Here is a 26,997-nt window from a genome sequence, read left to right on the forward strand (position 1 = left end):
AATCCATGCCAACAATGCAATTAACAAATCGATCCCTGCGCGCCACTATCCGCCCCAATAAGAACCGTGCGCCGCCTCCCCGTCGCGCACGTCATAAAAGCGGTGGAGTACTTTTCTATGACAGCCTCAATCCCACACGGCGGCTCGCGGGCCGGCGCCATTTTCCGGGTGACCTCGGGTAACTTCCTCGAACAGTTCGACTTCTTTCTGTTCGGTTTCTACGCCACGCAGATCGCGGCGGTGTTCTTTCCGGCGAGCAGTGAGTTCGCGTCCCTGATGATGACTTTCGCAGTGTTCGGCGCAGGCTTTTTGATGCGTCCGCTGGGGGCCATCGTGCTCGGCGCGTACATCGATGACGTCGGTCGGCGCAAAGGTCTGATCGTCACCCTGTCGATCATGGCCAGCGGCACGATCTTGATTGTGCTGGTGCCCGGATACGAAACCATCGGTCTGTTCGCCCCGGCGCTGGTGTTGATCGGAAGGCTGTTGCAAGGCTTCTCCGCCGGTGCGGAACTGGGCGGGGTTTCGGTGTATCTCTCCGAAATCGCCACGCCCGGTCGCAAAGGCTTTTTCACCGCCTGGCAGTCGGCCAGTCAGCAGGTGGCCATCGTCGTCGCCGCCGCGCTCGGTTACGGCTTGAACCAATGGATGGCGCCGGAAGCGGTCGCCGATTGGGGCTGGCGTATTCCGTTTTTCGTCGGCTGCATGATCGTGCCGTTCATCTTCTTTCTGCGACGCAATCTAGCGGAAACCGAGGAGTTCGCCGCCCGTAAACACCGTCCGAGCATGAAGGAAGTGTTCCGCACCCTCGGCCAGAACTGGGGCGTGGTGCTGGGCGGGATGCTGATGGTTGCCTTGACCACCACCGCGTTCTACTTGATCACCGTGTACGCACCGACCTTCGGTAAAACCGTGCTGCACCTGAGCACATCGGATGCGTTGCTGGTGACGCTGCTGGTGGGTGTTTCCAACTTCTTCTGGCTGCCGATTGGCGGCGCGTTGTCCGATCGCGTCGGCCGCCGTCCGGTGCTGATCGCCATGGCGCTGCTGGCGCTGGCCACCACTTATCCGGCGCTGTCGTATCTGGTGCAGGCGCCGAGCTTCAGCCACATGCTGCTGTCGCTGTTGTGGCTGTCGTTTATCTACGGCCTGTACAACGGCGCAATGATTCCGGCGCTGACCGAAATCATGCCGGTGGAAGTGCGGGTGGCCGGTTTCTCCCTGGCTTACAGCCTCGCCACTGCCGTGTTCGGCGGATTCACTCCAGCGATGTCGACCTTCCTGATCCAGTACACCGGCGACAAAGCCGCACCGGGTTACTGGATGAGCATCGGCGCGCTCTGCGCATTGTGCGCGACGCTTTATCTGTATCGCCGGGCCGGCGGTCGTCTGCAACCTGTTACTGCCTGAGAACATCACCATGAAAAAACTGTTTACCGTTACCGCCCTGCTCGCCGGTCTTGCGTTCAACGTTGCGGCCCAGGCCGAAGAACTGCGGGTCATGACTTCCGGCGGTTTCACCGCCGCCTACAAGATCCTCGGGCCGAAATTCGCCGCCGCCACCGGCAACACGCTGGACACCCAACTCGGCCCGTCGATGGGCAAGGCGCCGGAGGCAATCCCCAATCGCCTCGCCCGTGGTGAAAAGGCCGACGTGGTGATCATGGTCGGCTACGCCCTCGATGATCTGATCAAGCAAGGCAAGGTCGACCCGGCTTCGCGTGTGGAGCTGGCGGATTCGCGGATCGGCCTGGTGGTGCGCGAAGGCGCGCCGAAACCGGACATCAGCAACGTCGACGCCCTGAAGAAAACCCTGCTCGACGCCCAGTCGGTGGCCTACTCCGACAGCGCCAGCGGCGTGTACATCGAGCAGCAATTGTTCAAGAAACTCGGCATCGAAGATCAGCTGAAACCGAAGGCGAAGATGATCCCGAAAATCCCGGTCGGCTCGGTGGTCGCCACCGGCGACTATCAACTGGGCTTCCAGCAGGTCAGCGAATTGCTGCCGGTGCCGGGGGTGAGTTTTGTGGCGAAGATTCCTGAAACGGTGCAGTCGGTAACGCGGTTTGCAGCGGGGATTCCGGTGGGTGCGCAGCATCCGCAGGAAGCCAAGGCGTTGCTCGCTTATCTCGCCGCACCTGCCGCCCAGGCTGACGTGCAGGCCACCGGGCTGGATTCGGTCAAGCGCTGACCGTCGGCGGCTGGACTTTCATTTCCACCACCAGCCGCTCCAGTTCCAGTGCCGCCGGGGTCAGCGTACGACCCCGGCGTTTGATGATGCCGACACTGCGCATCACTTGCGGATCGGTCAGCGGCACCCGCGTCAGAATCGGATGATCCGCCGCCGGCATCGCCATCAACGGCACCGCCGCCACGCCCAACCCCGCCTCCACCAGACCAATCATGGTCGTCACATGCCGCGTCTCGCAGATGCTCGGGCGCTGCGGCACCACTTTGGCCAGGGCCTGATCGAGCAAAAAACGATTGCCGGAAGTCTTGTCCAGCGAGATGTAATCCTGCCGGTAGAACTCGTCCCAGGTCACGCTGCTGCGCCCGGCCAGCGGATGATCGCGGCGACAGGCAACCACATAGCTTTCCTGTACCAGCGGCTCGAAATCCACGCCCGCCTCCTGGGTGCCCATGAAGCTCAGACCGAAATCCGCCTCGCCATTGACCACCGCGCTCAGCACGTCGTGGGCGCTGGAATCGAGGACTTTGACTTTGATTCGCGGGAACTGCTGGTGATAGCGCGCGACCACGCTCGGCATGAAGTAATACGCCGCCGACGGTACGCAGGCGACGGTTACATGGCCCTGCCGATTCGAGGCGACTTCGCTGATGCCGAGCAACGCGACGTCCAGATCGTCGAGCAAACGTTCGACGCTGGGCATGAAACCGCGTCCGGCCTGGGTCAGGCTGACCTTGCGCGTGGTGCGTTCGAACAGCTTCACACCGAGGGCGTCTTCGAGCTTTTCGATGCGCCGGCTCAGGGCCGGTTGCGACAGGCGCACGGTGTCGGCGGCCTTGCGGAAACTGCCCTGCTCGACCACGGCGCGAAAGGCTTGCAGGTCGTTGAGGTCGAAGTTGATGGCCATGGAAAACTCGGAAGGAATTGATTCGCTGAGGCTATAAATGTAACCAATTGATGCAAATTATTACAGAAGCACATCTGCTCAATCAGGCTCTGCGCTGGATCTGCAATCATTTCAGCCTTTATCCTTGTCGCCCCCCGCCGTACCGCGTTACTGGAGTTCCGCTCATGCCCCATGAAGGCAATCTGTTGCAAGCCGCCGTCGTCTTTCTCCTGGCCGCCGTGCTTACCGTTCCCCTGGCCAAGCGCCTGCAACTGGGCGCGGTGCTCGGTTATCTGTTTGCCGGGGTGATCATCGGCCCGTCGGTGCTGGGCCTGATCGGCAATCCGCAAAGCGTCAGCCATATCTCGGAACTGGGCGTGGTGTTGCTGTTGTTCATCATCGGCCTTGAGCTGTCGCCGCGACGGTTGTGGGTGATGCGCAAATCGGTGTTCGGCGTGGGTCTGGCGCAGGTGCTGCTGACCGGGTCGGTGATTGGTGTGCTGGCGCTGTCGGTGTTCGGCCAGCCGTTGAACAGCGCGATTGTCTTGGGCCTGGGTCTGGCGCTGTCGTCCACCGCGTTTGGCCTGCAAAGCCTCGCTGAACGCAAGGAACTGACCAGCCCTCACGGTCGGCTGGCGTTTGCGATTCTGCTGTTCCAGGACATTGCCGCGATCCCGTTGATCGCGCTGGTGCCGATGCTCGCGGGGGTCGATCACCACACCAGCACTGCCGACGACGTGCGCCACAGTTTGCAGGTGCTTGGCGGTATTGCCGTGGTAGTGATCGGCGGACGTTATCTGCTGCGTCCGGTGTTCCGCATCGTGGCGAAAACCGGTCTGCCGGAAGTCTCCACCGCCACCGCGTTGCTGGTGGTGATCGGCACCGCGTGGCTGATGGACATGGTTGGTGTGTCGATGGCGTTGGGCGCGTTTCTTGCCGGGTTGCTGTTGGCGGATTCGGAATATCGCCATGAGCTGGAAGCGCAGATCGAGCCGTTCAAGGGCCTGCTGCTCGGGTTGTTTTTCATCAGCGTCGGCATGGGCGCCAACCTCAGTCTGCTGCTCAGCGCGCCGATCACGGTGCTGGGCCTGACGTTGCTGCTGATCGCCCTGAAGTTGCCGTTGTTGTTTGTGGTCGGACGTCTGGCCGGTGGATTGAACAAGGTCAGTGCGATTCGCCTAGGCATCGTGCTGGCGGCGGGCGGTGAATTCGCGTTTGTGGTGTTCAAGATCGGCCGCGATCAGGGCCTGTTCGAACCGCGTCTGTATGACCTGCTGGTACTCACCATCACCCTGTCGATGGCGGTTACGCCGTTGTTGCTGCTGATCTGCGCACGATTGGTCAGCCCCAAGGTGCAGCCAGTGGAAGTGCCGGAGAAATTCCGCCAGATCGAAACCGAAACCCCGCGAGTGGTGATCGCCGGCATGGGCCGGATGGGTCAGATCGTGGCGCGGATCCTGCGGGCGCAGAACATCAAGTTCGTGGCGCTGGACACCTCGGTGGAAACCATCGAACTGTCGCGCAGTTTTGGTGGCGTACCGGTGTTCTACGGTGACCCGATGCGTCCGGAAATCCTCAGTGCGGCCAAGGTCGGTGAAGCGGAGTACTTCGTGATTGCCACGGATGATCCGGAAACCAACATCAAGACCGCTGAGATCGTGCGCAAGCTCTATCCAGACATGAAGATCATCGCCCGGGCGCGTAACCGGCAGCATGTGCATCGGCTGGTGGATGTCGGGGCCGATCCGATCCGGGAGACCTATTACTCAAGCCTGGAAATGAGCCGCCGCACCCTGGTTGGCCTTGGCTTGACCCAGGCCCAGGCCGATGCGCGGATCAAGCGCTTCAAGCACCATGACGAACAGGTACTCGAGGCTCAACACGCGGTGTACGACGACGCGGCCAAAGTGCTGCAGACCGCGCAGGAAGCGCGGGCGGAACTGGCCCGGTTGTTCGAGTCGGATCAACTGGAAGAGCAATCGGGCAAGTCCTGACGTTTTCAGAGTTGATGATCGTTCCCACGCTCTGCGTGGGAATGCCTCAAGGGACGCTCCGCGTTCCAGCTCTGGAAGGGACGCGGAGCGTCCCGGGCTGCATTCCCACGCGGACGGTTCGACGTGGGAACGATCACAGCCAGCAGGCTCAGGCTATCTCCAGCTCCCTCTCTTCTTTGGCCGGCGCTACTTCAAACCGGTCCGCCAGAAACGGCGTGATGTCCAGCGGCAGCGGTTCATCGTTGACCAGTTTGTCCAGCAACACCCCGGTGATCGCCGACGTCAGCACCCCGGTGCGGAAATGCCCGCAGGCGTTGAGATAACCCTCTACCCCGGCCATCGGCCCGAGAATCGGCAGCTCATCCGGCGAGCCCGGCCGCAGCCCGGCCCAGGTTCGCTTGAGGTTGATGTCCGCCAGTTCCGGCAGGCAACGCACCGCGCCTTGCACCAGCCCGGCGATTTCCGGCCAGGTGGTGGTGACGTCGAAGCCCTTGTCCTCGGTGGTGCTGCCGATCAGGATTTCGCCGTTGTCCTTCTGCGCCATGTAGCAATCGCTGGTGGTCAGGCAACCGTTGAGGATTTTCGGCAGGCGCTCGGTCAGCAGGATCTGGCCTTTCACCGGTTTCACCGGAATGCGAATGCCCGTGGCCCACTCGCTCAAATCCGCCGCCCAAGCGCCAGCGGCGTTGATCAGGGTCTTGCAGTGAAACACCCCGGCTTCGGCCGTCTGTACGCCAGTCACCCGCGAGCCGTGATGCAGCACGCCGGCTATGTTGGTGTTGACGTACATGTCCACGCCATTCTGCCGGGCACCTTCGGTGTAGGCGTCGGCCAGGCGGAACGGGCTGACCTGGTGGTCGCAGAGAAACTCCAGCGCCCCGCGCGCTTCATGGCTGACGCTCGGCTCTGACTCGCGCAATGCCGCCTGATCCAGCCAGCGCACCTGATCGGCCAGGTGCGGAATGCAGCCGACGATGTGCTCGGCGTACAACCGGTCTTCATCGTCATAGATCACGAATTTGAGCCCGGTCTTTTCGAACTTGAAATCCATCCCGTGATTGTCACGCAGCTCACGGTGCAACGCCGGGTACAGCGCGTTGGACTGCAAGGCAAAATCGAAGAATGACGGCGGCAGGATGTGCGGTGTGCTGGAGTCAACCGCCACCGCCGCGCCCTGGGTTTCGCGCTTGCGGTTGGCCGACATCATGCGGAAGAAAATCACCCCGCAACCCAATCCCACCGACTCGCCAATCGCCCACAAACCACCGGCCGAAGCGCGGGTCGCGTTGCCCGGACGCTTGGCGTCGATCAGCGCAACCTTGAGGCCTTTGCGCTTGGACAATTGGTAGGCGATGGACGCGCCGATCACACCGCCGCCGGCGATGACCACGTCATAGAACTTACTCATGGGAAACGGCCTCCGTGCCGAGGGACTGGAACGCGGAAAAAGGAATCGGATCGATGGGGAAGCGCGGCCGCAGCCAGCCGACATCCTTGCGCCCGGTGGACTGACGCAAGCGGTCGCTGCAATAGCCGACGCACATCCGCCCCTGACAGTCGCCCATGCTTACGCGGGTGCGCATTTTCAGGCTGGCGATGTCTTGTACGCCCTGCTCCAGCGCGCGGTCGATGTCGGCGCGGGTCGCGTGTTCGCAGCGGCAGATCACCGTGTCGGCAGCCGGCAATGCGGTCTGCCCGACGCCGCGTTCGGTGTAGCGATCCACCGCCGCGCGGAAGCGCACGATGGCTTTGAGTTTGCCCAGATAACGGTCGCGACGGACGCGCGCCAGTTCCTCTTCGAGCACACCGCGTTGCAGCAGGATCGAGGTCGCCGCGATCTTGCCGGCCAGCATCGCCGCTTCACCGCCGCGAATCCCGCCCATGTCACCGGCCAGATGCACGTGGGGCTCGCTGCTTTGCTGCCAGATGTTGGCGTTGGCGCGCAGGTAACCGTCGTCGCTGAAGCCGTGATCCAGGCCCATTTGCTGACTCAGTTGCGTGCGCGGAATGAAGCCGTAGCCGACCGCGAGTGTCTTCGCCTCGAAGCGTTCGACGCGACTCATGTCCGGCTCCCACGTTGCCGAGTACGGCGCCACGCTGACGCTTTTCAGTTCGCCTTCGCCGTGCGCTTCGACCACGCCCCAGCCGTAGTTCATGGGGATGCCATGCAGTTTCAGATAAGCGAGCATGCTCAAGCCATCGAGGAACAGTTGCGGCTTGTTCAGCAGTGCCAGACTTTCCTTGGCGATCTTGCCGAATGCGCAGGCCTCGTAGACCCCGGCCACGCTCACACCCGACGCATGCAACTGGGTCGCCACCAGCGGCAACAGCGGCCCGGTACCGGCAATCACCACCGGCCCCTGCGGTTTGACCACGCCACTTTTGATCTGCAATTGCAGGCCGCCGAGCATGATCACGCCGGGCAGCGTCCAGCCTGGAAACGGCACGCTGCGTTCATGGCAACCGGCGGCCAGCAGCAACTGCGGGTATTCGATTTCGTGCAGACGCTCGTCGCCGTCCAGCACCACCAGCGAGCGCGTGCCTTCGGCGCCGACCACGCGGTGGTTGAGGCGCACGTCGATCAGCCCGGACTGCTCCTGAAAATCACCGTGCAGTTTGCCCAGCGCCTCGGAATAGCGCGGCCCCAGGTAATCCAGCTGCACGCCGTCACGCAGCGGCCCGCGATAGACCACGCCACCCAGGCGCGAAGCCTCTTCAAACAAGGTGCAGCGCACCCCGTGCAGGGCCAGTTCGATGGCCGCGGCCATTCCCGCCGGGCCACCGCCGACGATCACCGGATGCAGGCTCATACCACCTCCTGCCCGTGAATGCGGTTGACTTGGGTCTCGATCAGCATGCCGTCGCGCACCACGGTCTGGCAGGCTCGACGCTTGTGCCGGCCGTTGATTTTCACCAGGCAGCACTGGCACACGCCCATGCCGCAATAGGCACCGCTGATCTGGTTGTGATCGTTGCGCGCGACCTGGCGCACGCCGAGGGACTGAATGACGCTGAGCACGGTTTCGCCGATGGCGGCGGTGACCGGCTGGCCGTTGATGTGGACAGTCATATCCGCCTGTGCCAAGGGCTGGATATCGAAGGTTCTTTCTAGGCAGTGCATTGCGATGATCATCCGTGAAAAGGTTCAGGTGAGGTTGAAACAGCTCCTTGCTGCACTACACCTCGCCGGCTCGTGGGGTTTATCGCTCTCTATCGGGCCGGCAGGTTGGTTCCGCTCGCGCAGCAAAGTGCGCGCAAGCAATGTAGTCGATCCAGCGGCAAGGGCCTGGAAATTTCACGGTAGGGGATATTGCGCCGACGAATATTGATCCAGGCCATGGAAATGACTGGTCGGTTCTGCGCCTTCGGCCCCGCGCAGAAAGCAAAAAGCCGCTTCAACCCGAAGGTGGAAGCGGCCAAGGCATGTGCCTCAAGGAATCAGTGCACGAACAGGGCGATCAGGATGATGATCGGGATTGGAACACCGAGGAAAAACAGCAGTAGTGAGCGCATGGTGGTTCTCCTTGATTAACGGACTGGCGGCAGCGTGGTCGTGGTGTAGGTTTCGACTTCGACGTACTCGACCGCATCCCGGCGGCGACCGCCGAAGGTGGCCGAGAGGCTGGCGAAGAACGCACCGGCCAACAGTGCGATGAACATCCACAGCGTGGTCCAGGCAGCGACTTTGGCGGCGGTGTCGGCGGCTTGTTGCGCTTTCAGCTTGGCGTCGGCGATGGCTTTCTGGGTACGGGCGTAGATTTCATCGACCCGACGTTCGGCGTCGGCCTGGGTCAGGTTGGTACGCTGAGCGACCAGTTGCGCGAGGTAGGTCCGGTCTTCGGCGCTGAGCTGACCGTTGGCCAGGCTTTGGGCGAAGATCCGGGTCACGGTGCCACGGGCGGCGTCATCGCTGACGGCGGCGGGACGATCGTCGCGGAACAGGCTGTCGACGAAGTAGCCGTACTGGTCACTGTCGGTGTTGCCGGCCGCCGTGCCGGCCGCTTGCGTCATGGCACCGGCAGCGCCGCCGACAACACTCGCACCGGCCTGCACGCCGCCGCTGACGATGCTGCTGACCGAGCCGACCACCAGCGTTGCGGTGACCAGCGTCGCTACACACCAGGAAAGGAAGCCATGGGCGGTGTCGCGGAAATACACCTCGTCACCGTGCATGTTGGCCCATTTCACCCGCAGGCGACCGGCGATGTAGCCACCCAGTCCCGAGGCGATGATTTGAGTAGCGGCCAGCCAGATGATCGTTGAAATGCCCAGGCCCTTGGCGCTGACGCCCTCCCCGGCCCACGGGGAAACGGCGGAAAAGCCCAGACCGAAGCCCAGCAGCACGAGAATCAGCGACAGTGCCGCCGCAGCGGCAGCCCCTGCGAAGATCGCGCCCCAGGACACCCCCGAGACGTTGCTCGACTCTCCTTCGTAGGCAGGATAAAACCCATCAGAGGATCTATTCATTGTTGTAGTGCTCCAGGCATGAAAAATGGTGTTACAACTCGTCATCAGAGGAATTGCAGTGACCGTGCCAGTCGCCCACATTAAATAAATCGTTTGAATTCAATAGCTTAAAAAGTCTGAACTTCCTAAGACCATGCAAATTGCAACAACGGGTCGATAACAGCGGGTTTTATGCATTGGCACAAAAGCCCGGCCGTGGCGTTTGTATCCGCTAAAACATGAAAGTTAATTTAAAGCGCCGGCGCAAAATCTTGGCAAAATGCTGCCATTGCGTTTGAACAGACCAGCAGGCCCACCATGACTCGCATCCTCACCATCGAAGACGACGCCGTGACCGCCCGGGAAATTGTCGCCGAACTGAGCAGCCACGGCCTCGACGTGGACTGGGTCGACAACGGCCGTGAAGGCCTGGACCGCGCCGTCAGCGGCAACTACGACCTGATCACCCTCGACCGCATGCTGCCGGAGCTTGATGGCCTGGCCATCGTCACCACCCTGCGCACCATGGGCGTGGCCACGCCGATCCTGATGATCAGCGCCCTCTCCGATGTCGACGAGCGCGTGCGCGGCTTGCGCGCCGGCGGCGATGACTACCTAACCAAACCGTTCGCCACCGATGAAATGGCCGCCCGGGTCGAAGTATTGCTGCGTCGCCAGAACAGCAATGGCGCCCAGCCGACCACGTTGCAGGTGGCGGATCTGCAACTCGATCTGATCAGCCACGAAGCCCGCCGCGCCGAACAGGTGCTGACGCTGCTGCCGACCGAGTACAAATTGCTGGAATTCCTGATGCGCAACAGCGGCCAGATCCTGTCGCGGATGATGATTTTCGAAGAGGTCTGGGGCTATCACTTCGACCCCGGCACCAACCTGATCGACGTGCACATCGGCCGCCTGCGCAAGAAGATCGACCCGCCGGGCAACGTCCCGCTGATCCGCACGGTGCGAGGCTCGGGTTATGTCATTGCCGAACCCGTCTGACGGTTGGCGCTCCTCCAGCAGCCGCTTGCTGGCGCTGTATAGTTCGTTGTTCGTGGCCTGGAGCGCGATCCTCATGGGGGTCATGTACTTCGAGGTGTCCGGTTATCTCGACAATCTGGCCAAACATTCGCTGATGCAACGTCAGCATCTGTTTTCGCACTTTCGCGGCGATCAGCTGGAAGACGCGCTCGCCGCCAGCATGACCTTCGACATTCGTGGCATCGACGCCTACGGTCTGTTCGACGCTCAGCACCGTTACCTGGGTGGCGCGTTGCAGAGGATCCCCGAGGGCCTGCCGCTGGACGGCAAGATCCACATGCTCAGCGAATGCGCCGACTCCGACGACCCGACCCTGCCCGCCGACAGCTGCGACGCGGTAGCCACCCCGACCCGCGACGGCCGCTGGCTGGTGCTGTTGCGCGACAACGGCTCACTGTTCGCGGTGACGAAGATCATTCTGCATGCGCTGCTCTGGGGCGTGTCGCTGACGATTGTGCCGGGGATCATCGGCTGGCATTTGCTGCGTCGTCGGCCACTGCGACGGATCCGGGCGATCCAGGCCAGCGCCCAGTCGATTGTCGCCGGCGATCTGACCCACCGTTTGCCACTGTCCAATCGCCGAGATGAGCTGGACATGCTCGCCGCCATCGTCAATGCCATGCTCGATCGCATCGAGCGCTTGATGAACGAAGTCAAAGGCGTGTGCGACAACATCGCCCATGACCTGCGCACCCCGCTGACCCGCTTGCGCGCGCAGTTGTATCGCATGCAGCAGCAGGCCGGCGAAGGCTCGCCGGAAGCGGCGCAACTGGATCTGGTGCTGGCCGAGGCCGATACGCTGATGGCGCGGTTTCGCGGTTTATTGAGGATTTCCGAACTGGAGGATCGTCAGCGGCGCTCGGGTTTTGTCGAGCTTGATCCGGTGTTGTTGCTGCAGGAACTGCACGAGTTCTATCTGCCGCTGGCCGAAGACGACGAGCTGCACTTCGAGCTGAACATGCCGGAAACTCTGCCGATGCTGAACGGCGATCGGGCGTTGCTGTTTGAAGCGCTGGCGAACCTGTTGAGCAACTCGATCAAGTTCACCCCGGCCGGTGGCACGGTGGTGTTGCGCGGGGTCAATGATGCGGGGCATACGCGGATCGAAGTGCATGACTCCGGGCCCGGCATTCCCGAGTCGGAACGGGAGGCGGTGTTCCAGCGGTTCTACCGCGCCGAGGGCGGGCAATTGCAGAATGGCTTTGGCCTGGGACTGTCGATCGTCGCGGCGATCGTCAACCTGCATGGGTTCAGTCTTGAGGTAGGACGCAGTGATCTGGGCGGGGCGAAGCTGGTGCTGGATTGTCGGCAGAGCCTGATTTCACAGTCTTGAGATAGATCGTTCCCACGCTCTGCGTGGGAATGCAGCCCGGGACGCTCCGCGTCCCTTCCAGAGCTGGAACGCGGAGCGTCCCTTGAGGCATTCCCACGCAGACGGTTCGACGCCTCGACGTGGGAACGATCATTACGGGTTATGTTGGGTAGTTGGCGCGCAGCGCTTCGAGCCCACCCTGATAGATCCCGCTGAACAGCGCCACCACTTCCTCATCACTCACGCCCTTGGCCGTGAAGCGTCCCGACCACGTCACCTTCGCGCCCTGCCCTTGGGCTTCAACGCGAATCGTCGCCAGATAATCGGTGGCCGGAAACGGTGCCTGCTCGATCGAATAGCTGTAGGTTTTGCCCGCGTTATCGAACGTTTCCAGACGCTCGACCACCACGCCACCGTCAGCGGTTTGCAGGGTGCGCACACGTCCGCCTTCGCTCAGTTCGCTGTTGGGAATGAACGGCAGCCAGTCCGGCAAGGTGTTGAAGCCGCCAATCAATTGCCAGACCTGATCGGCCGAAGCCGGGATGTCGATCGTTGCTGATGCTGTTGCCATAAATAAAAAGTCTCTCTCGATAAATTCAGATAGTCAGGCTGTCGACTACGCCGCCATCGACCCGCAAAGCGGCGCCGGTGGTGGCCGAGGACAGCGGTGAAGCGATGTAGGTGACCAGGTGCGCGACCTCTTCGACATCCGCCACGCGCTGGATGATCGAGCTCGGACGGGCCCGGCGCACAAAGGCGTCAGCCTCGTCCCGCAGGCTGCGCCCAGATTCGGCGGCGGCATCCTTGAGCATTTCTTCGACACCGTCGGTGAAGGTCGGCCCCGGGAGGATCGCGTTGACCGTAACCCCGGTGCCCGCCAGGCGTTTGGCAAGGCCATGGGACACCGCGAGGTTGGCGCTTTTGGTCACGCCGTAGTTGATCATGTCGGCCGGGGTGGCCACGCCGGATTCCGAAGACAGGAAGATCACCCGGCCCCAGCCCTGCTCGACCATCGCCGGCACGTAATGCCGCGACAGGCGCACGCCGGAGATCACATTGATTTCATAGAAGCGCGTCCACTCATCGTCCGGCGCATCGAAGAAATCCACGGCGTTGTAGATGCCGAGGTTGTTCACCAGGATGTCGGCTTTCGGCTCAGCGGCGAACAGTTTCTGCGCGCCTTCGGCCGTGCCCAGATCCGCCGTCAGACCCCGCAGTTGCGCGCCCGGCACCTTGTCTCGAATGCTTGCCAGCGCCTGCTCGACCTTGGCCGCGTCGCGACCGATCACCACCACCGTGGCGCCCGCCTCGGCCAGCGACTGGCTGATGCCCAAACCGATGCCCGCCGTGCTGCCGCTGACAATCGCCAGTTTTCCGCTCAGATCGATCTTCATGCTTTCACCTCGTCGATGGGTAATGGTGCACGTTCGGACACCAGTTTCGCTTCACGCATGGCCTGCCAGAAACCGGCCGGAATGACCGCCGACAGCGCCGCCACATCTTCAGCGATGCGCCCCGGTTTGCTCGCGCCGGGAATCACTGCCGCCACGGCCGGATTGGCCAGCGAGAATTGTAGTGCAGCCGCTTTGACATCGACGCCGTAGGCGGCAGCGATGCGTTTGATCTGCTCGACTCTGGCAACGATTTCAGGACTGGCTTTCTGGTATTCGAAGTGCGCACCGCCGGCCAGGATCCCCGAGCTGTATGGACCGCCGACAACGATTTCAACGTTCTGCGCCCGGGCCGAATCCATCAAACGCTGCAAGGCACGGTCGTGGTCAAGCAAGGTGTAGCGGCCGGCCAGCAGGAAGCCGTCAGGCTGCGCCTCGGTCAGGTCCAGCGTCAACTCGCACGGTTCAACCTTGTTCACGCCCAGGCCCCAGCCCTTGATCACGCCTTCTTCACGCAGGCGGGTCAGGACTTTGAAGGCGCCGGTGCGTGCCTGATTGAAATACTCGAGCCATTGGTCGCCGTAGAAATCCTGAGCGATGTCGTGGACCCAGACGATGTCGAGGCGATCGGTTTTCAGACGCTTGAGGCTGTCTTCGATCGAGCGCAACGTGGCGTCGGCGCTGTAGTCGTTGACGATCTTGTTCGGGCGACCGTGCTCGAACACCCCGCTTTTCTCGCCCAGATCCCGGGCGGCGGCGTCTTCGACTTCATCGAGAATTACCCGGCCGACCTTGGTGCTGAGCACATAGTCGTCGCGCTTGTAGCGGGACAGTGCTTCGCCGAGGCGGATTTCCGAAAGGCCCGAGCCGTAGAACGGCGCGGTGTCGAAGTAACGCACGCCGGCATCCCACGCCGCGTGCACGGTAGCCTGGGCTTCTTCTTCAGGAATGGCGCGGAACATGTTGCCCAGTGGCGCGGTGCCAAAGCCGAGTTGGCCGGGGAGTTTGTCTTTCAAGCTCATGATGCTGTCCTCGTAGTTCGTGGTCGGTGTTGACCGTTGAGCAGATCCTAGATTGCGCCACTCAGACCGTCCAAGACATAATCCGTAGAACTTGAGTCCTTGAAGGTCTGACATGATCGACATCCGCCAATTGCGCTACTTCGTCGCCGTCGCCGAGGAAGAACACGTCGGCCGCGCCGCCGAGCGCCTGCACATTTCCCAGTCGCCCCTGAGCCGGCAGATCGCCCAGCTCGAAGAACGCCTGGGCCTGACCCTGTTCGAACGCAGCCAGCAGCGCATCCGCCTGACCCGCGACGGCCAGACCTTTCTCGCCGAAACCCGCGCCCTGCTGACCCACGCCAACCGCCTGGAATCCCTCGGCAAACGCCTGGGCCGTGGCGAAGAAGGCGGCCTGTGCATCGGCTACATCGAGAACGCGATGCACGCCGGGGTCTTGCCCAATGCCTTGCGCGTGCTGCGAGTCGATCGGCCCAACGTGCATGTCGCGCTGTACAACCTGAGTTCCGCCGAACAACTGGAAGGCCTGCGTCAGCGTAGCCTCGACATCGCGCTGGTCAGTGAGCCGCCGACGATCGACGACCCCGACCTGCTGGGCTTTCAGGTGCTGGACGACCCGATGCTGCTGGCGCTGCCCGAACATCACCCGCTCAACAAACTGCCATCGCTGACCCCAGCGGATCTCGCCGATCAGGAATGGATCGGCGTGCAGCCACGCCAAGGCGCTGACGATGAGTTCGTCAGCGCCTGCATCCGCGCGGGTTTCACCCCGGATGTACGGATGCAGGCCTCGGAGCCATTTACCGCGTTGGGGCTGGTGGCCTCGGGGCTGGGTATAGCGATGATCCAGAAAGGCCTGAGCCATAACGCACCGCCGGGCGTGGTGCTGCGGGAAGTGCCGTGGCTGGCGTTCACCACGCCGTTGTGGGCGGCGTGGCACCGGATCAACCTGCGGCCGCTGGTGGAAACGTTTCGCAAGGTTTTGACCGGGGTCGATCCCGCCCAGTGACCCGACAGCGCGAGACTTTGCTGCTTTACTGAGAAGACTCAAAAAACCAGCGAGTCTTCCGGCATGAACCGCAATGACCTGCGTCGCGTGGACATGAACCTGTTGGTGATTTTCGAAACCCTGATGTTCGAAAAGAACCTGACCCGCGCCGGGGAAAAGCTGTTCCTCGGCCAGCCCGCCGTCAGTGCTTCACTGGCGAAACTGCGCGACCTGTTCGACGACCCGTTGCTGGTGCGCAATGGCCGCGTGCTGGAACCAACCCAGCGGGCGCTGGCGATTCTCAAGGAATTGCAGCCGGCGATGGACACCATCTCCGGGGCGGTCAGCCGGGCCAAGGATTTCGACCCGCTGAGCAGCCGCGACGTGTTTCGCATCGGTCTGTCGGACGACGCCGAGTTCGGCCTGCTGCCGCCGCTGCTCAAGCAATTGCGCGAAGAAGCACCGGACGTGGTGGTGGTGATCCGCCGGGTGAATTTCCTGCTGATGTCGTCGATGCTGGCGTCCGGGGAAATTTCCGTCGGCGTCAGTTACACCACCGAATTGCCGGCCAATGCCAAACGCAAAAAGCTGCGGGACCTGCGCTGCAAGATCCTGCGCGGCGATGATCGTCCCGGCGCACTGACCCTCGACGAATACTGCGAACGACCCCATGCGCTGGTGTCGTTTTCCGGGGATCTGGGCGGCGCTATCGACAACGATCTGGCGCGAATCAACCGCGCCCGGCGCGTGGTGCTGGCGGTGCCGCAATTCGCTCCGCTGCGGGCGATTCTGGCCGGCACCGACATGCTCGCCACCGTGCCGGACTTCGCCGCCTGCGCATTGGTCGAAGGCAGCAGCGTGTTGCGTGCCGACGACCCGCCGTTCGACATCGTGCCGTCGGAGCTGTCGATGGTCTGGAACGGGGTCAACGACAACGATCCGGCGGAACGCTGGCTGCGCTCGCTGATTGCCCATCACATGTCGGCGCCTCTTCCGCCACAGGCGCACTGATCGGCTTGAACCCCGGATCGACCTCGCGCAGGTACACCGGCAGGTCGGTCATCGGCGGCATCTGCGGGATCTCGAAATACATCTGCACCACCCAGCCACGGTGGTAGTTGTTGTGGTTGATCACGTGCATCAGGATCGCCCCGGCATTCATGGTGCCGCCATCGCCGGACACGAATTTGAAATCGATCGGGCGGTTCAGCGAGGCTTCGGTCTGCTGCGCGCTCCAGGTGCGATACCAGCCGTCGACTTCCTGCTGGGCCTGACGCAACTCGCCGAGATCGGCGTGCACCAGATCATGGGACGTCGTGAAACCGTGCTCGCGCCCTTCGAGGTGCGCTTGCCAGATCCGGTCGACCACGTAGATGTGGTTCAGCGTACCGATCATGTTCTTGAAAACCGTCTTGCGCTCCCTCGTCGTCTCCCCCGCCGGCAGCGCTTGCAGGCTGTCGAACAGACGCTGATTGGCCCAGGTCTTGTAGTCCGTGAGCAGATGGGCCGTGGCCAGATTGATCATCGCGGGTCACCGTAGGCACGAAAAAGGGCTCCGCCTAGGATAGACCTCTCTCGCGGGAATGGCGGTGGTGCTGACTATTGGTCGGGTCTACAGTGAAATCTCCATCCCCTTCACAAGGACGTGAAGCATGCAAAATCGCCCTACTTTCGCCCAACGCCAGTTCGCCCGCCACTTGCGCACCTCCCAGACGGACTGCGAACAACTGCTCTGGCAGAAGCTGCGGGCGCGGCAGGTGGCGGGGCTGAAATTTCGCCGGCAGGTGCCGGTTCCGCCGTTCGTGCTGGATTTCTATTGTGTGGAATTGAAGTTGGCGGTGGAGCTGGATGGGGGGCAGCATTTTGAGGAGACGGGAGAAATTCATGACCGGCGGCGTACGGTTTATCTTCAGCGGCTGGGGATTGAGGTGGTGCGGTTCAGCAATCTGGAGGTGATTCGGCAGATGGGGGATGTGCTGGAGCAGATTGTGCGGGTTGCGGAGGTTTTGAGAGCGCGATCCTGATCCGAAAAGCGCCCTCACCCCAGCCCTCTCCCGGAGGGAGAGGGAGCCGATCGGGGGATATTGTCGGAATACATCGACCTGAAAAATCTGCGGTGAATCCATAATCGACTCGGTTTTTCAGGTCGATGCTTGGAATCCATAATGGACTCGGTTTTTCAGGTCGATGTACCTCTTAAGACACCTCGGTCGACTCCCTCTCCCCCGGGGAGAGGGCTGGGGTGAGGGCCAACGGTCGACGCAGAATGCACGACAGTCCCGGAACCCATAATCGAATCTGTGTCTCAGGCCAATGCTTGGAATCCATAATCGACTCGGTGCATCAGGTCGATGTACCTCTCAAGACACCTCGGTCGGCCCCCTCTCCCTCCGGGAGAGGGCTGGGGTGAGGGCCAGCGGTCGACACGGAATCCATGAGCATTCAAGATCCCAACCGCGCCCACCCCGCCACCAGCTGCGCACTGATACTCACCCCGCCACAAACAATGACCACCACATCATGCGCCCCCGCCAGCGTCGGATGGTCGAGATACGCCACCGCCAGCGAAACCCCGCACGCCGGCTCCACCAACTGCCGCAGATCACTGGCATAACGCACCACGCCCATGATCGCGTCGTCATCTGACAGCACCAGACACTCATGATCGAACTCGCCGATATGCTCTACCGGCCAAGCCGCCACCTGGGCGGCGCCGAGGGAGGTGGCGACGCTGTCGATACGGCTCAGACGCACCGGATGGCCAGCCTGGACGGCGGCGGCGAACGAGGCGGCGCCTGCGGTTTCGCAGGTGACGATGCGGCAGTCGCGGCGGTCGTGGCGCAGCAGCCCGGTGAGAATTCCCGCCAGCAAACCACCGCCGCCGACCGACGTGACCACAGTATCGACCTGCGGGCAGTCGTCGAGGATTTCGTCGACCATCGTGCTGTGCCCTTCCCACAGTACCGGGTGGTCGAAGGCCGGCACGTATTCGGTGTCTGCCGCGCTGGCCAGTTCCCGCGCTCGCTGGTTGGCCTCGTCCCAGACTTTGCCGTGGACGATAACCTCCGCGCCGGTGCGGCGAATACGTGCGCGGGTCGCTTCCGGTGTGGTGTGCGGCACCACGATGCAGGCTTGCAGGCCCAGGCTGACGGCGGCCACCGCCGTGGCCAGTCCGGCATTGCCGCCGGACGGACACACGACCTTGCGCTTGCCCTGCGCCGCTGCCTGACTGCACAACAAGCCCATGCCACGCAGCTTGAACGAGCCGCACGGTTGCAGGTTTTCCAGCTTCAGCCAGATGCGCCGGGACGCGGTCGACAGTGTCGGATGGAGGATCAGCGGCGTGCGGATGTGCAGCATGGCGGACTCGCGAAGCGGCGGCTCGGATGATCGGAACGTCTCTGCCTGAAGTTTAGTCCACGCCCCTGCCACCAGCTAAACGCCGGGGATCGTGCCGGGATCTACACTGAACGGAACAGCCGTGAGGTGCTTATGAAAATGTCTGCGCAAATGACCGTGGTCGCCGTGCTCGCCACCCTCGCCTATCTGGGCCTGGCGATGTGGGGCATCGGTGGCGTGGCGGTGTTTTTTTCTCACGGCGCGTTGGTCGTGGTGGCCCTGGCCACGCTGGCCATGGTGGTGGCGTCGCTGTTCACGGAAGTGAATCTGAGCACCGGCGAGCGCGAGGACCGGGCCAATCGCTGGGTGATTCCGGCGTTCGCCGTAATCGGATTGGTCAGTGCCTTTCTGCCGGCTTACTGCGACCGCATCGGCTTTTGGACCATCGGCCGCGAAGGTACCCGTTGGCTGGGCGCGTTGCTGTTTATCGTCGGTGGCGGGTTGCGCTTGTGGCCTGTGTTTGTGTTGGGCCATCGGTTCAGCGGGTTGGTGGCGATTCAGCCGGGGCACCGGTTGGTCACCGAAGGCATCTACCGGCATCTGCGCAACCCCAGTTATCTGGGGCTGGTGATCAATGCGATCGGTTGGGCGCTGGCGTTTCGCTCGGTGGTCGGCCTGTTGCTCGCGGCGCTGACGCTGATCCCGCTGATCGCCCGCATCCACTCCGAAGAGGCCCTGCTGCGCACGCAGTTCGGTGCCGAATACGACGCCTATTGCGCCCGCAGCTGGCGCTTGGTGCCCGGAGTTTATTGACGTTGCAGGCGCAACTGGCCGTCGCTGTCGATGCTCAGCGCAATGTCGCGGTAACTGGCGATGGTCGCGTGTGCAGTTTCAAACGGATGCTGGTGAGTCGTGGTGATGATCATCAACGGCGCACCGGCGGCTTCAGCGGCCTGAATACCGACGGTGGCGTCTTCGAAAATCAGGCAGTCCGCCGGTTCCAGGCCCAAGCGTTTGGCGGCCAGTCGATAACCGGCCGGATCCGGTTTGCCGGCGGTCACGTCTTCAGCGGTGATCATCACCGCAGGCTCCGGAATACCCGCCGCCGCCATCCGCCGCAATGCCAGATCCCGTGGCGCCGAGGTCACCATGGCCCAGCGATCCGCCGGTAACGATTTGAGAAACGCTGCCGCGCCGGGGATCTCGACAATGCCTTCGACGTCTTCGATTTCCGCTTCGGTGATGAGCGCTGCTTGCGCCTCGGCGTCCACGCCCGGCAGGTTCAAACGCGTGATGGTGTCGATGGCGCGCACGCCGTGGATGGTCGGCAGGAACGTTTCGACGTTCACCCCGTGGCGCACGGCCCAGGCGGACCAGATCCGCTCGGCGGCGGCGATGGAGTTGAGGACGGTGCCGTCCATGTCGAACAGGAACGCGCCGAACGCGCGGTTGAAAACAGCATCGTGAGCAGACAAAAGATCACTTCCTCGCAAGGGGCCGGGCAACGTTGCCCGGCAATGTAGCACTTGCGGGACGCTTCAGTGCAGACGCGGCGCCTTGGACTTGAACGCACCGTCCACACAGTCGAGCAACTGGCCGATGGCCCACGGCTTCTTGATGAACGCCACCGGATGCTTCACGCCCGAGGTTTCCGGCGTTTCATAACCGGACATGACCATCACCGGTTTGTCCGGCCAGCGCTCGCCGACCAGATTGGCCAGGTCCGCCCCGTTGAGGGTGCCGGGCATGGTGATGTCGGTGAGCAGCAGCGCGACTTCGGGCGCGTGCTCTTCCAGGTATTGCGAAGCCGCATCGGCACTGGTCTGCGGCTCGACCTTGAAACCTTCCTCCTGAAGAATTTCGCACAGAAACTCCAGAATCAACGGATCATCCTCGACTACCAGAATCAACCCGCCAGGAAGGTGCGCGCTCGACGTGGAAATTGGACACATGAACTGGCACTCCCTGAATTGCATGAACGATTTAGCGGCTTGAATCCGCTGCTTATCAGGTATGAGCAGCACCTTCTACAGAAATTCATTTTTGATACAGGTCTTTTCGATAACACTGGGTCAACGGGCAGTCGCCGCCGCGTAATTGCGGTTAAAATGCGCGCCCTTTTGCTGGCCGATCCTGATTGATGAACCCTCAAGCCCTCGCCGTTCTCCATACCCACCTGCTCAACGCGCTGACGTCGGCACCCGCCGAAACCCGGCGCCTGTTCCATGGGCGCGGGCGTTGCTGGCCGGGGCTGGAGCAAGTCACCGTGGACTGGCTGCAAGGCGTGGTGCTGGTGTCGTTGTTCAAGGAGCCCGAGGCTTCGCAGCTGGAAGACCTCAAGCGTCTGTTGCTTGAAATCACCGGTTCGGCGCCATGGCAGCAGTCCGGCGCCCACACTTTGCTGATCCAGCACCGTTACCTGCCGCAAAGCACCGCCGAATGGCTGCTCGGTGAAGAAATCGACGAAATGACCATCGTCGAGGGCGAACTCAAATATCGGGTGGATCTGGGCCGCAAACAAAACACCGGGCTGTTCCTCGACATGCGTTACGGGCGCAACTGGGTGCGCGAACAGGCGGCGGGCAAACGGGTACTTAACCTGTTCGCCTACACCTGCGGCTTCTCGGTGGCGGCCATCGAGGGCGGCGCCAGCCATGTGGTCAACCTCGACATGTCCCGCGCCGCGTTGAGCCGGGGCCGCGACAATCACCGGCTGAACGGGCATGACCTGAGCAAGGTGAGTTTCCTCGGCCACGACCTGTTCAAATCCTGGGGCAAGGTAATCAACAGCGGCCCTTATGATCTGGTGATCATCGACCCGCCGTCGTTCCAGAAAGGCAGTTTTCTGCTGACCAAGGATTACCAGCGCGTGCTGCGTCGTCTGCCGGAATTGCTGACGGCGCAGGGCACGGTGCTGGCCTGCATGAACGACCCTTCGTTCGGTTCGGACTTCCTGATCGATGGCGTGACCCAGGAAGCGCCGAGCCTGCGCTTCGAACAACGGCTGGAAAACCCGCCGGAGTTTCCGGATATCGACCCTGAAAGCGGTCTGAAGGCGCTGCTGTTCAAGCAGATCGGCTGACCCGCTCAGCGCGGCCGCAACACCAGCGCAAACAACTCGCCATGCCCGGTGACGTTGAGCTTGTGATAGAGATTGCGCCGGTGCACCTTCACGGTCTCCGGCGAAATGTTCATGTGCTGGGCGATGGCCTTGCTGGAAAAGCCCTGGAGAATCAGACGCGCCGTATCGATCTCGCGCGCGGTCAGACGGGCGTCGAAGCGGTCGAGCAGCGCCGCAATATCGCCGACCGGCGCCTCGACCGCCGCACCTTGCGGCGGCATCAACTGCACATGCCGACGCATCGCTGACAGCACCCAATCCCGCACGCAGAGCAGGCGCCCCTGCTCCTGCAAACTGAACGCCGTCGAACGGCCCATCGACAATCCGAGCACGCCGTCGTCGAGGTTGACCAGAAATTGCAGCTCATCTGCGCCGACCACCGAGCGGAAGTAACTCTGGTAGTACTCGCTGTGCAGAAACTGGTCCGGCGCAACCGACGCGAGGCTGTGCAAACCATCGGCGATCCCGGCGCAGGCGGCCTGATAGAACGGATCGAGCAGGTACATGCCGGCACAGTAACCGGCCAGTTCTTCCTGCTCGTCGGCGCGGCCCTGACTGTCGAAGTCGATCAGCAATTGCGGCGGGCGCCCCGTCTGCATCACCGCCACCAGCGCATTGTCCAGCGGCACCAGCAACCGCAGCGTATCGACCAGCGCGCGCCAGAAACCGTCCTGACCGACCGTGGCGAACACCCGCGACAGGCTCTGATGCACCGGCAATTCCTGCAGCAACGCGTCCACGCTCTACCCCTTTTGAGTAACCCATGATGGGAATGGGTGCGGCGCGGCCCGCCCGATAGGCTGACCACTCCTGTTCATCACCGGCCTGCCAACAGGCCAGGAGTGCCGCATCATGCGTGGTCATCGTGGGTATATCAACCTGGGTCTGATGGGCATTTTGTCCGCGGCGCTGAGTGCGCAGGCAGCCGATGCGCCGAGCGTGCATGTCTATAACTGGTACGACTACATCGGCCCGAACACCCTGCATGATTTCAAGCGTGACAGCGGTATCGAACCGGTCTACGACACCTTCGACAGCGCCGAAGTCCTGGAAGGCAAACTGATGACCAGCCGCAGCGGCTACGACGTGGTGGTGGCGAGCAATTTCAGCCTGCCGACCCTGATCAAGGCCGGCGCCCTCGCCCCGCTGCCCCGCGACCAACTGCCCGGCTGGAAGAACCTCGACAACGACCTGCTGAACAAACTGGCCAATAACGACCCCGGCAACCAGTACGCCGTACCTTATCTGTGGGGCACCAACGGCATCGGCTACAACGTCGACAAGGTGCGCGCCGTGCTGGGCGACAAGGCCCCGGTGGATTCGTGGGACCTGGTGTTCAAGGAAGAGAACCTGGCCAAGCTCGGCGAATGCGGTGTGGCGATGCTCGATTCGCCGTCGGAAATGCTCCCGGTCGCGCTGCATTATCTCGGCCTGCCGCCGAACAGCACCAACGCCGAGGACTATCAGAAAGCCGAAGCGCTGCTGCTGAAACTGCGCCCGCACATTGCCTACTTCAACTCCTCGAAATTCATCAGTGATCTGTCCAACGGCAACATCTGCGTGGCGGTCGGCTGGTCCGGCGCGATGCTCGAAGCCAGGACCACCGCCGAGCAGGCCGGCAACGGCGTGAAAATCCAGTACAGCCTGCCGAAGGAAGGCGCGCCGGTGTGGTTCGACACACTGGTCTTGCTCAAGGACGCACCGCATCCGGCTCAGGGTCTCGCGTTCATCGACTACCTGCTGCGGCCCGATGTGATTGCGCCGGTCAGCGATCACCTGTCCTACCCCAACGGCAATCGCGCCGCCACGGCGCTGGTTGCCCAGACCACCCGCGACAACCCGGCGGTGTACCCGTCAGCCACGGCGATGGCCACGTTGTACACCCTCGAACCTTTGCCCAAAGCCACCGAGCGGGTGCGTACGCGGGTGTGGAGCAAGGTCAAGAACGGTCAATAAAAGCCCTCGAATCACTGCCTTCAACAGAGAGAACATCAATGAAACCACGTGCCCGCGATCTCCATATCCGCATCGGTCAATTGCAGCCTGGCCCGCTCAACACCATCACCGACGTACCCGGTGTACGAATCGGCCATAGCAACGTACGCGGCCGCGCCGCCAGCGGTCGTGACATTTGCAGCGGCGTCACCCTGATCGAACCACGCGCCGGTTCGACCAATGCCCAGCCGTGTTTCGCGGGGGTCCATGTGCTTAACGGCAATGGCGATGCCACGGGACTTGAATGGATTCGCGAAGCCGGCCTGCTGACCAGTCCGATCGCCTTCACCAACACCCACAGCCTCGGCGTGGTGCGCGATGCCTTGATCGAACTGGATCGCGCGCAGCAACCGGATGACGGTCGTCTCTACTGGAACATGCCGGTGGTGCTGGAAACCTTCGATGGCTTGCTCAACGACATCAACGGCTTTCATGTGAAGCCCAAGCATGTGGCCGAAGCGATGAGCAACGCCGCTGACGGCCCGGTGCAGGAAGGCGCGGTGGGCGGTGGCAGCGGCATGATCTGTCATGAATTCAAGGGCGGGATCGGCACCGCATCACGCCGCTTGAGCAAGGCTCAGGGTGGCTGGACAGTGGGTGCCATCGTCCAGGCCAACCACGGGATTCGCAGCGAGTTGCGAGTCGACGGCTACCCGGTCGGGCGATATATGGAACAGGTGGATTCGCCGTTCCTGCGCGCTTCGTTGCCACATCCGGGCATGGGCTCGATCGTAGTGGCCCTCGCCACCGATGCACCGCTGTTGCCGCATCAATGCACGCGACTGGCGCAACGGGCGAGCCTCGGTCTGGCGCGCACCGGCGGCGGCAATGAGGATCACAGCGGCGACATCTTTATCGCCTTCGCCACCGGCAACGGTCATATCCCGCCCGCCGCTTACGAAGGCAAAGGCGCGTCGACCTGCAACGGCTTGCGGATGGTCAACAACGATCACATCAGCGAGCTGTTTCTGGCAGCGACCGAGGCTGTGGAAGAAGCGATCATCAACGCCTTGCTTGCCAGCGACAGCACCGAAGGCAACGGGCATTCGGTGCCGGGGCTGGATGCCGCCACCCTGCTGGCCGCCCTGGAAAAAGCCGGCTGGCCGGGTGCTCGCTGACACTCAGCGGAACAACCCAAGTCCGAGTTCGCGCGCCGCCTGCAACTGCATCGCCGGATCGCTCGACTCGGACTCCAGCAACAACGCCGAGCCCGCCACTGTCGCCCCGCAGTAGTCGAAAATGCCGTGATCGATCTGCGTCTTCATCGCCGCGCCGTAGCCGTGGCGCTCGTAAGTGCGCACATCCGCTCCGCCGAGTCCGACCAGGTGCACGCGCAATCGTCCGAGTTTTTTCAGCGTCTTGTCGCCGTCGAAATCGTACGCCCAGCCATTGCTGAACACCCGGTCGATCCAGCCCTTGAGCAGCGCCGGCATCGACCACCAGAACACCGGATAAACCAGCACCAGCGCATCGGCTCGGTCGATGCGCGCCTGCTCGTCCAGTACGTCTTGCGGTGGCGCGGATTCGCGGTGATGCACCGCCCAGTCAGCCACGCCGAAGCGCGGATCGAATTCCTCGGCGTGCAGGTCGGCGATTTCGAAGGTGTTGGAGGGATCGCTTTCCGACAGGCCTTTGGCAATCTGCTGCGCCAACGCGTGAGTCAGTGAGCGTGGATCATCGTGATCGACAACAATCAGTGCGTGCATCGGGAAATCTCCGGTTGGTGATTGCTGACCAAGGGCTTACCCTTGCGAAAAGCTACGATTGGTAAGCTACTACTAGTAAGTTACCTTCAGTAAGTTACGTTTGGTATATAAGCGATGTCAACCACTGAAATCCCAGAACCCGCACAACCCCGTCGACGCCTGTCACGGGAAGACCGCCAGCGCCAGTTGCTCGACATGGCCTGGCAACTGATTCGCGAAGAAGGCACCGATGCCCTGACCCTCGGTTATCTGTCGGAAAAGGCCGGCGTGACCAAACCGGTGGTCTACGACCATTTCACCACCCGCGCCGGTCTGCTCGCAGCGCTGTATCAGGATTTCGACCGACGCCAGACGGCGGTGATGGACGCAGCACTGGCCAATGCCGAAGCGACCTTGAGCGGCACTGCGACGGTGATTGCCACGGCGTATGTCGATTGCGTGCTGACCCAGGGCAACGAGATTCCGGGGGTGATTGCCGCCTTGGCAAGCACGCCGGAACTGGAGAAGATCAAGCGCGAATACGAGGCGATCTTTCTGGAGAAATGCCGCAATGTGCTGTCGCCATTCGCTGACGGCGCAGAGATCGGACAGGCAGGATTGCGCGCCATGCTCGGCGCCGCTGAAGCCCTGTCACAAGCGGCGGCCACCGACGAAATCAGCGCAGAACAGGCCCGTGACGAGCTGTTGGCAACCATCATTGCGATGGTCGAAAGAGCCGCCGCACGCGCTACCCAGGCAGGTGACTGACGGTACTTGAGCGCATCAGCCCACCTTCCTACGATGGAACTACGCAGTCGCTTGGTCCGCCAAGCCGTTGCGTAGGTGCGGGTGCTCTGAACCCCAATCAAGCCCGCACCTGGCTTCATGCGCATCTTGAGCCTCGCGGGCTCTACTTCCTCCCCATCAAAGAGTCTTGAGGCTCTTTTTTTGTCTCTGAAAATCAGCGTTCGGGTTCGCGGCGGATCGAACGCCACGTGGCCTGGGCCAGCAATTCGCGATAAGCCTTCGGACTGCCCTGCACTCGCCCGGACAACCACGCGCGGCAATAGCTGTCGGCCTGACCGACGATCAGCGATGGCAGCAGTTCCGCCGGGCATTCATTGAGCTCAGCCACGCGCCCGGACTCGGCCAGCCAGGTACGCAGGCCCAGATTGCGGGTCTTGTTGCGCTCGGCCAGTTCATCCTTGTGCGGCCCCCGGGTCACGGCATAACGCGCGTGATACTGGAACCGCGCCCATTCCGGTTGGTTCTCGACCCAATCCACATAGCTGTAGACCAACGCCTGCACGCCCTCTTCGGTGGTCGTCGCGTCAGCCAGATAGGCGTCGCGCAGGCGCGCCTGATCCTCCAGCGCGGTGAAGAACAGCGCGGCCACCAGCCCTTCCTTGTTGCCGAAATGGTGGTAGATCGCCCCGACACTGGTGTCGCACTCGGCACGGATCATTTCGATGGTAGTGGCCTCGATGCCCTGCTCGTTGAAGAGGCGCAGGGCCTTGCGAAAGATGTCGCGCTTGAGTTCGGCGCGGCGGCCGGGGTAGCTGCGTTCGAGTAGATCTGCGGTGTCCATGAGC

General features: G+C 62.4%; 28 protein-coding genes. 13 read left to right on the plus strand and 15 right to left on the minus strand.

Annotated features, from left to right (window positions below; translation table 11 throughout):
- The first annotated feature begins 117 nt into the window (after window positions 1-117).
- Both AC07XZ_RS24310 and AC07XZ_RS24315 read left to right on the plus strand, forming a co-directional pair.
- Window positions 118-1,410 carry an MFS transporter gene (locus AC07XZ_RS24310; RefSeq protein WP_085746043.1) on the plus strand — a complete coding sequence of 431 codons (1,293 nt, stop codon included), beginning with the start codon at window positions 118-120 and terminating at the stop codon, window positions 1,408-1,410.
- 10 nt (window positions 1,411-1,420) lie between these two features.
- Entirely contained in the window at window positions 1,421-2,191 is a 771-nt protein-coding gene (locus tag AC07XZ_RS24315) for a substrate-binding domain-containing protein (RefSeq protein WP_102687790.1), read from the plus strand.
- On the opposite strand, the gene AC07XZ_RS24320 is transcribed toward AC07XZ_RS24315, so the two are convergent.
- On the minus strand, window positions 2,181-3,095 hold the full coding sequence (locus tag AC07XZ_RS24320) for a LysR family transcriptional regulator (protein WP_007952946.1): 915 nt from the start codon (window positions 3,093-3,095) through the stop codon (window positions 2,181-2,183). The genes AC07XZ_RS24315 and AC07XZ_RS24320 overlap by 11 nt on opposite strands.
- A gap of 164 nt (window positions 3,096-3,259) precedes the next feature.
- On the opposite strand from AC07XZ_RS24320, the gene AC07XZ_RS24325 reads away from it, so the two are divergent.
- The gene (locus AC07XZ_RS24325) at window positions 3,260-5,068 is read left to right on the plus strand and encodes a monovalent cation:proton antiporter-2 (CPA2) family protein (protein WP_102687791.1); all 1,809 of its coding nucleotides are present in this window, start codon (window positions 3,260-3,262) and stop codon (window positions 5,066-5,068) included.
- Between the two features lie 148 nt (window positions 5,069-5,216).
- On the opposite strand, the gene hcnC is transcribed toward AC07XZ_RS24325, so the two are convergent.
- The 4 genes from hcnC to AC07XZ_RS24345 all read right to left on the minus strand — a co-directional run bounded on the left by hcnC (window position 5,217) and on the right by AC07XZ_RS24345 (window position 9,535).
- The gene (gene hcnC / locus AC07XZ_RS24330; protein ID WP_102687792.1) at window positions 5,217-6,476 is read right to left on the minus strand and encodes a cyanide-forming glycine dehydrogenase subunit HcnC; all 1,260 of its coding nucleotides are present in this window, start codon (window positions 6,474-6,476) and stop codon (window positions 5,217-5,219) included.
- Complete coding sequence (gene hcnB / locus AC07XZ_RS24335; protein WP_102687793.1) at window positions 6,469-7,878, minus strand: cyanide-forming glycine dehydrogenase subunit HcnB; 1,410 nt, start codon at window positions 7,876-7,878, stop codon at window positions 6,469-6,471. The genes hcnC and hcnB overlap by 8 nt, the downstream gene beginning before the upstream one ends.
- Window positions 7,875-8,189 (minus strand): cyanide-forming glycine dehydrogenase subunit HcnA, encoded by a 315-nt coding sequence (hcnA, locus tag AC07XZ_RS24340; protein WP_102687833.1) that lies wholly within the window; start codon window positions 8,187-8,189, stop codon window positions 7,875-7,877. The genes hcnB and hcnA overlap by 4 nt, the downstream gene beginning before the upstream one ends.
- A gap of 407 nt (window positions 8,190-8,596) precedes the next feature.
- Entirely contained in the window at window positions 8,597-9,535 is a 939-nt protein-coding gene (locus tag AC07XZ_RS24345) for a hypothetical protein (protein WP_102687794.1), read from the minus strand.
- A 297-nt stretch (window positions 9,536-9,832) separates the two neighbouring features.
- On the opposite strand from AC07XZ_RS24345, the gene AC07XZ_RS24350 reads away from it, so the two are divergent.
- Window positions 9,833-10,516: a response regulator transcription factor gene (locus AC07XZ_RS24350; RefSeq protein WP_007952956.1), complete on the plus strand. Its 684-nt coding sequence runs from the start codon at window positions 9,833-9,835 to the stop codon at window positions 10,514-10,516.
- Window positions 10,494-11,888 (plus strand): sensor histidine kinase, encoded by a 1,395-nt coding sequence (locus tag AC07XZ_RS24355; protein WP_102687795.1) that lies wholly within the window; start codon window positions 10,494-10,496, stop codon window positions 11,886-11,888. The genes AC07XZ_RS24350 and AC07XZ_RS24355 overlap by 23 nt, the downstream gene beginning before the upstream one ends.
- 139 nt (window positions 11,889-12,027) lie before the next feature.
- On the opposite strand, the gene AC07XZ_RS24360 is transcribed toward AC07XZ_RS24355, so the two are convergent.
- Genes AC07XZ_RS24360 through AC07XZ_RS24370 form a run of 3 tightly spaced genes read right to left on the minus strand, consistent with a single transcriptional unit; the run spans window position 12,028 to window position 14,280 of the window.
- Window positions 12,028-12,438: an SRPBCC family protein gene (locus tag AC07XZ_RS24360; protein ID WP_102687796.1), complete on the minus strand. Its 411-nt coding sequence runs from the start codon at window positions 12,436-12,438 to the stop codon at window positions 12,028-12,030.
- Window positions 12,439-12,463: 25 nt separating this feature from the next.
- Window positions 12,464-13,261, minus strand: coding sequence for an SDR family NAD(P)-dependent oxidoreductase (locus AC07XZ_RS24365; protein ID WP_007952959.1), 798 nt, complete (start codon window positions 13,259-13,261; stop codon window positions 12,464-12,466).
- Window positions 13,258-14,280 (minus strand): aldo/keto reductase, encoded by a 1,023-nt coding sequence (locus tag AC07XZ_RS24370; RefSeq protein WP_102687797.1) that lies wholly within the window; start codon window positions 14,278-14,280, stop codon window positions 13,258-13,260. The genes AC07XZ_RS24365 and AC07XZ_RS24370 overlap by 4 nt, the downstream gene beginning before the upstream one ends.
- A 112-nt stretch (window positions 14,281-14,392) precedes the next feature.
- Between AC07XZ_RS24370 and AC07XZ_RS24375 the strand changes: the two genes are divergently transcribed.
- Window positions 14,393-15,286 carry a LysR substrate-binding domain-containing protein gene (locus AC07XZ_RS24375; RefSeq protein ID WP_102687798.1) on the plus strand — a complete coding sequence of 298 codons (894 nt, stop codon included), beginning with the start codon at window positions 14,393-14,395 and terminating at the stop codon, window positions 15,284-15,286.
- 63 nt (window positions 15,287-15,349) lie between these two features.
- On the plus strand, window positions 15,350-16,276 hold the full coding sequence (locus AC07XZ_RS24380) for a LysR substrate-binding domain-containing protein (RefSeq protein ID WP_085602635.1): 927 nt from the start codon (window positions 15,350-15,352) through the stop codon (window positions 16,274-16,276).
- Here AC07XZ_RS24380 and AC07XZ_RS24385 read toward each other — a convergent pair.
- Window positions 16,191-16,790: a DinB family protein gene (locus tag AC07XZ_RS24385; RefSeq protein ID WP_085746033.1), complete on the minus strand. Its 600-nt coding sequence runs from the start codon at window positions 16,788-16,790 to the stop codon at window positions 16,191-16,193. The genes AC07XZ_RS24380 and AC07XZ_RS24385 overlap by 86 nt on opposite strands.
- Before the next feature lie 127 nt (window positions 16,791-16,917).
- Between AC07XZ_RS24385 and AC07XZ_RS24390 the strand changes: the two genes are divergently transcribed.
- Complete coding sequence (locus AC07XZ_RS24390) at window positions 16,918-17,289, plus strand: endonuclease domain-containing protein (RefSeq protein WP_102687799.1); 372 nt, start codon at window positions 16,918-16,920, stop codon at window positions 17,287-17,289.
- A 418-nt stretch (window positions 17,290-17,707) separates the two neighbouring features.
- On the opposite strand, the gene AC07XZ_RS24395 is transcribed toward AC07XZ_RS24390, so the two are convergent.
- Window positions 17,708-18,625 carry a pyridoxal-phosphate dependent enzyme gene (locus tag AC07XZ_RS24395; RefSeq protein WP_102687800.1) on the minus strand — a complete coding sequence of 306 codons (918 nt, stop codon included), beginning with the start codon at window positions 18,623-18,625 and terminating at the stop codon, window positions 17,708-17,710.
- Between the two features lie 132 nt (window positions 18,626-18,757).
- Here AC07XZ_RS24395 and AC07XZ_RS24400 point away from each other — a divergent pair, with 132 nt between their 5' ends.
- Entirely contained in the window at window positions 18,758-19,417 is a 660-nt protein-coding gene (locus tag AC07XZ_RS24400; RefSeq protein WP_085654273.1) for a methyltransferase family protein, read from the plus strand.
- Here the strand turns inward: AC07XZ_RS24400 and AC07XZ_RS24405 are convergent.
- Entirely contained in the window at window positions 19,411-20,079 is a 669-nt protein-coding gene (locus AC07XZ_RS24405; protein ID WP_102687801.1) for an HAD family hydrolase, read from the minus strand. The genes AC07XZ_RS24400 and AC07XZ_RS24405 overlap by 7 nt on opposite strands.
- Before the next feature lie 63 nt (window positions 20,080-20,142).
- On the minus strand, window positions 20,143-20,556 hold the full coding sequence (locus AC07XZ_RS24410) for a response regulator (protein ID WP_085746029.1): 414 nt from the start codon (window positions 20,554-20,556) through the stop codon (window positions 20,143-20,145).
- Between the two features lie 188 nt (window positions 20,557-20,744).
- On the opposite strand from AC07XZ_RS24410, the gene AC07XZ_RS24415 reads away from it, so the two are divergent.
- Window positions 20,745-21,686, plus strand: coding sequence for a class I SAM-dependent methyltransferase (locus tag AC07XZ_RS24415; protein ID WP_085746028.1), 942 nt, complete (start codon window positions 20,745-20,747; stop codon window positions 21,684-21,686).
- A 5-nt stretch (window positions 21,687-21,691) separates the two neighbouring features.
- On the opposite strand, the gene AC07XZ_RS24420 is transcribed toward AC07XZ_RS24415, so the two are convergent.
- Entirely contained in the window at window positions 21,692-22,465 is a 774-nt protein-coding gene (locus AC07XZ_RS24420) for a helix-turn-helix transcriptional regulator (RefSeq protein WP_102687802.1), read from the minus strand.
- Between the two features lie 112 nt (window positions 22,466-22,577).
- On the opposite strand from AC07XZ_RS24420, the gene AC07XZ_RS24425 reads away from it, so the two are divergent.
- Together AC07XZ_RS24425 and AC07XZ_RS24430 are read left to right on the plus strand one after the other, a co-directional pair.
- Entirely contained in the window at window positions 22,578-23,681 is a 1,104-nt protein-coding gene (locus tag AC07XZ_RS24425) for a polyamine ABC transporter substrate-binding protein (RefSeq protein WP_102687803.1), read from the plus strand.
- Window positions 23,682-23,719: 38 nt separating this feature from the next.
- Window positions 23,720-24,838, plus strand: coding sequence for a DmpA family aminopeptidase (locus AC07XZ_RS24430; RefSeq protein ID WP_102687804.1), 1,119 nt, complete (start codon window positions 23,720-23,722; stop codon window positions 24,836-24,838).
- 3 nt (window positions 24,839-24,841) lie between these two features.
- Here the strand turns inward: AC07XZ_RS24430 and AC07XZ_RS24435 are convergent, their stop codons facing one another.
- Entirely contained in the window at window positions 24,842-25,426 is a 585-nt protein-coding gene (locus tag AC07XZ_RS24435) for an NAD(P)H-dependent oxidoreductase (protein ID WP_102687805.1), read from the minus strand.
- Between the two features lie 114 nt (window positions 25,427-25,540).
- Between AC07XZ_RS24435 and AC07XZ_RS24440 the strand changes: the two genes are divergently transcribed.
- Window positions 25,541-26,173 (plus strand): TetR/AcrR family transcriptional regulator, encoded by a 633-nt coding sequence (locus AC07XZ_RS24440; protein WP_102687806.1) that lies wholly within the window; start codon window positions 25,541-25,543, stop codon window positions 26,171-26,173.
- A 193-nt stretch (window positions 26,174-26,366) separates the two neighbouring features.
- Here AC07XZ_RS24440 and AC07XZ_RS24445 read toward each other — a convergent pair whose 3' ends face one another.
- Entirely contained in the window at window positions 26,367-26,993 is a 627-nt protein-coding gene (locus AC07XZ_RS24445) for a TetR/AcrR family transcriptional regulator (protein WP_085746022.1), read from the minus strand.
- Window positions 26,994-26,997: the final 4 nt, after the last annotated feature.

Source organism: Pseudomonas sp. GW458-11-26-14-LB4, from assembly GCF_059423925.1.

Coding starts and splice junctions, on each gene's coding strand:
- AC07XZ_RS24310 (WP_085746043.1), top strand. CDS start 118: ATGACAGCCTCAATCCCACACGGCGGCTCGCGGGCCGGCGCCATTTTC.
- AC07XZ_RS24315 (WP_102687790.1), top strand. CDS start 1,421: ATGAAAAAACTGTTTACCGTTACCGCCCTGCTCGCCGGTCTTGCGTTC.
- AC07XZ_RS24320 (WP_007952946.1), bottom strand. CDS start 3,095: ATGGCCATCAACTTCGACCTCAACGACCTGCAAGCCTTTCGCGCCGTG.
- AC07XZ_RS24325 (WP_102687791.1), top strand. CDS start 3,260: ATGCCCCATGAAGGCAATCTGTTGCAAGCCGCCGTCGTCTTTCTCCTG.
- hcnC (WP_102687792.1), bottom strand. CDS start 6,476: ATGAGTAAGTTCTATGACGTGGTCATCGCCGGCGGCGGTGTGATCGGC.
- hcnB (WP_102687793.1), bottom strand. CDS start 7,878: ATGAGCCTGCATCCGGTGATCGTCGGCGGTGGCCCGGCGGGAATGGCC.
- hcnA (WP_102687833.1), bottom strand. CDS start 8,189: ATGCACTGCCTAGAAAGAACCTTCGATATCCAGCCCTTGGCACAGGCG.
- AC07XZ_RS24345 (WP_102687794.1), bottom strand. CDS start 9,535: ATGAATAGATCCTCTGATGGGTTTTATCCTGCCTACGAAGGAGAGTCG.
- AC07XZ_RS24350 (WP_007952956.1), top strand. CDS start 9,833: ATGACTCGCATCCTCACCATCGAAGACGACGCCGTGACCGCCCGGGAA.
- AC07XZ_RS24355 (WP_102687795.1), top strand. CDS start 10,494: ATGTCATTGCCGAACCCGTCTGACGGTTGGCGCTCCTCCAGCAGCCGC.
- AC07XZ_RS24360 (WP_102687796.1), bottom strand. CDS start 12,438: ATGGCAACAGCATCAGCAACGATCGACATCCCGGCTTCGGCCGATCAG.
- AC07XZ_RS24365 (WP_007952959.1), bottom strand. CDS start 13,261: ATGAAGATCGATCTGAGCGGAAAACTGGCGATTGTCAGCGGCAGCACG.
- AC07XZ_RS24370 (WP_102687797.1), bottom strand. CDS start 14,280: ATGAGCTTGAAAGACAAACTCCCCGGCCAACTCGGCTTTGGCACCGCG.
- AC07XZ_RS24375 (WP_102687798.1), top strand. CDS start 14,393: ATGATCGACATCCGCCAATTGCGCTACTTCGTCGCCGTCGCCGAGGAA.
- AC07XZ_RS24380 (WP_085602635.1), top strand. CDS start 15,350: ATGAACCGCAATGACCTGCGTCGCGTGGACATGAACCTGTTGGTGATT.
- AC07XZ_RS24385 (WP_085746033.1), bottom strand. CDS start 16,790: ATGATCAATCTGGCCACGGCCCATCTGCTCACGGACTACAAGACCTGG.
- AC07XZ_RS24390 (WP_102687799.1), top strand. CDS start 16,918: ATGCAAAATCGCCCTACTTTCGCCCAACGCCAGTTCGCCCGCCACTTG.
- AC07XZ_RS24395 (WP_102687800.1), bottom strand. CDS start 18,625: ATGCTGCACATCCGCACGCCGCTGATCCTCCATCCGACACTGTCGACC.
- AC07XZ_RS24400 (WP_085654273.1), top strand. CDS start 18,758: ATGAAAATGTCTGCGCAAATGACCGTGGTCGCCGTGCTCGCCACCCTC.
- AC07XZ_RS24410 (WP_085746029.1), bottom strand. CDS start 20,556: ATGTGTCCAATTTCCACGTCGAGCGCGCACCTTCCTGGCGGGTTGATT.
- AC07XZ_RS24415 (WP_085746028.1), top strand. CDS start 20,745: ATGAACCCTCAAGCCCTCGCCGTTCTCCATACCCACCTGCTCAACGCG.
- AC07XZ_RS24425 (WP_102687803.1), top strand. CDS start 22,578: ATGCGTGGTCATCGTGGGTATATCAACCTGGGTCTGATGGGCATTTTG.
- AC07XZ_RS24430 (WP_102687804.1), top strand. CDS start 23,720: ATGAAACCACGTGCCCGCGATCTCCATATCCGCATCGGTCAATTGCAG.
- AC07XZ_RS24435 (WP_102687805.1), bottom strand. CDS start 25,426: ATGCACGCACTGATTGTTGTCGATCACGATGATCCACGCTCACTGACT.
- AC07XZ_RS24440 (WP_102687806.1), top strand. CDS start 25,541: ATGTCAACCACTGAAATCCCAGAACCCGCACAACCCCGTCGACGCCTG.
- AC07XZ_RS24445 (WP_085746022.1), bottom strand. CDS start 26,993: ATGGACACCGCAGATCTACTCGAACGCAGCTACCCCGGCCGCCGCGCC.